We start from the raw sequence: 1912 nt of genomic DNA, 5'->3' as shown, positions 1-1912 counted from the left end.
GGGCCGGACCGCGGCGGGCGGGGCGGCGCCCGGTGGCTGCGACAATCGGGGGGTGAACATCGTGTCCTCCCCCGCCGAGACCCTCCGGACCGCGCTCGCGGCGCTGCTCGACGGACTCCCGCCCCGGCAGGCCGCCCAGGCCGTGGACCGGCTGATCGCCAACTACCGCGGCCGGACCCCCACCGCCGCCCCCATCCTGCGCGACCGCGCGGACGTGGCGGCGTACGCGGCCTACCGGATGCCGGCCACCTTCGAGGCGGTGCGCTCGGCGCTGGAGGCGTTCGCCGCGGCGGTCCCGGGGTGGACGCCCGCCTCGCACGTGGACGTGGGCGGCGGCACCGGCGCGGCCACCTGGGCGGTCACCGCCGCCTGGGACGGGGAGCGGCCCGTCACGGTGCTCGACTGGGCGGAGCCCGCCCTCACGCTCGGCCGCGAGCTGGCCGCCGCCAACGCGGCCCTGACCGAGGCGCGCTGGCAGCGCTCGCGCATCGGAGCGGCGCTCCGGATCGAGAGCACCGATCTCGTCACGGTGTCCTACGTCCTCGGTGAGCTCACCGAGCAGGACCGCGCCCACGTCGTCGACGCCGCGGCCGCCGCCGCCCCGTCCGTCGTGGTCGTCGAGCCCGGCACCCCCGACGGTTACGCCCGGGTGATCGCCGCCCGGGACCGCCTGATCGCGGCCGGCTTCCGGGTGGCCGCCCCCTGCCCGCACAGCGCGGCCTGTCCGATCGTCCCCGGCGAGGACTGGTGCCACTTCTCGGTCCGGGTCAGCCGCTCCTCCCTGCACCGTCAGGTGAAGGCCGGCTCGCTGCCCTACGAGGACGAGAAGTTCAGCTACGTCGCCGCCACCCGGCTGCCGGAGGCCGAGGTCTCCCCCGCCCCCTCCCGGGTGGTGCGGCGCCCGCAGATCCGCAAGGGCCAGGTGCTGCTCGACCTGTGCGAGGCCGAGGAGCAGCTGCGCCGCCACACGGTGACCAAGCGCCACGGCGACCTCTACAAGGCGGCCCGGGATGCCGACTGGGGGGACTCCTGGCCGCCCGCCGAGCCCGGCAATTACCATGAAATCAGGCAATGACCTCCGATCGGAGCGCCGGGTGCGTTTCCGCCGGCTCGCCCCGGACGGACGTGGCGGTGCGACCATGGGGCATGTTGTCCGCACCATCGGCGAGGTGAGGGGATAGATGAGCGCGACGTTCGGCGGCCGTCCCGGCCGGCAGAGCAGGTTCTCGCAGTGGCTGCGCGGACGGCGTCCGCAGGAGGCCACCGGGGTCGAGGACCGTGAGGCCCTGCTGCTCGCCGCCGCGGCCGCGGGGCTGCCGCTCGCACCGGCCGCGCACCCGGTCGGCTACCGGTGTTCGTGCGAACGGGTCGGCTGTCCCACGCCCGCGCGGCACCCGCTCTCCTTCGCCTGGCAGACGCAGTCCACCACCGATCCCGCGCAGGTCGGGCGCTGGCTGAGCGCCGACCCGGAGGCGAACTTCATCACCGCCACCGGCATGCTCAACGACGTGCTGGACGTCCCCCTGGACGCGGGCCGCGCCGCGCTGGAGCGGTTGCTCGCCGAGGGCGTCGACGTCGGCCCGGTCGCGGAGAGCGACGACGGGCGGATGCTCTTCTTCACGCAGACCCGCGGCACGCCCGAGGACGAGGACGAGTGGTGGCCCTGCGAGCTGGACTCGCACCCCGAGACCGACGAGGACCATCCCGGTCTGCGCTGGCACTGCCGCGGCTCGTACGTCCTGGTGCCGCCCGCCCGTCTGCCGGGCGACGACGGCCGGGCCGTGCGGTGGGTGCGCGGCCCCGAGCACGCCCTGCCGGAGCCGCTGCTGCTGCTCGAGGCCCTCACCGACGCCATCGAGAAGCACGCCGGCGAGGAGCCGACCGGCGCGGTCTGGCCCCTCCAGCGCTGACA

At 75.8% G+C, this 1912-nt stretch carries 2 protein-coding genes; both read left to right on the top strand.

Going from position 1 to position 1912, the window contains the following annotated elements:
- The first annotated feature begins 52 nt into the window (after nucleotides 1-52).
- A complete protein-coding gene (locus ACOV8S_RS10470) occupies nucleotides 53-1075 on the top strand; it encodes a small ribosomal subunit Rsm22 family protein (RefSeq protein ID WP_448317901.1) in 1023 nt (340 codons plus the stop codon).
- A gap of 106 nt (nucleotides 1076-1181) precedes the next feature.
- Nucleotides 1182-1910, top strand: coding sequence for a bifunctional DNA primase/polymerase (locus tag ACOV8S_RS10465; RefSeq protein WP_448317515.1), 729 nt, complete (start codon nucleotides 1182-1184; stop codon nucleotides 1908-1910).
- Nucleotides 1911-1912: the final 2 nt, after the last annotated feature.

It is taken from the genome of Streptomyces sp. CO7, from assembly GCF_053474865.1.
The sequence above is the reverse complement of the archived record's forward strand: the minus strand, read 5'-3'. Positions and strand labels throughout refer to the sequence as shown.

Coding starts and splice junctions, on each gene's coding strand:
- ACOV8S_RS10465 (WP_448317515.1), top strand. CDS start 1,182: ATGAGCGCGACGTTCGGCGGCCGTCCCGGCCGGCAGAGCAGGTTCTCG.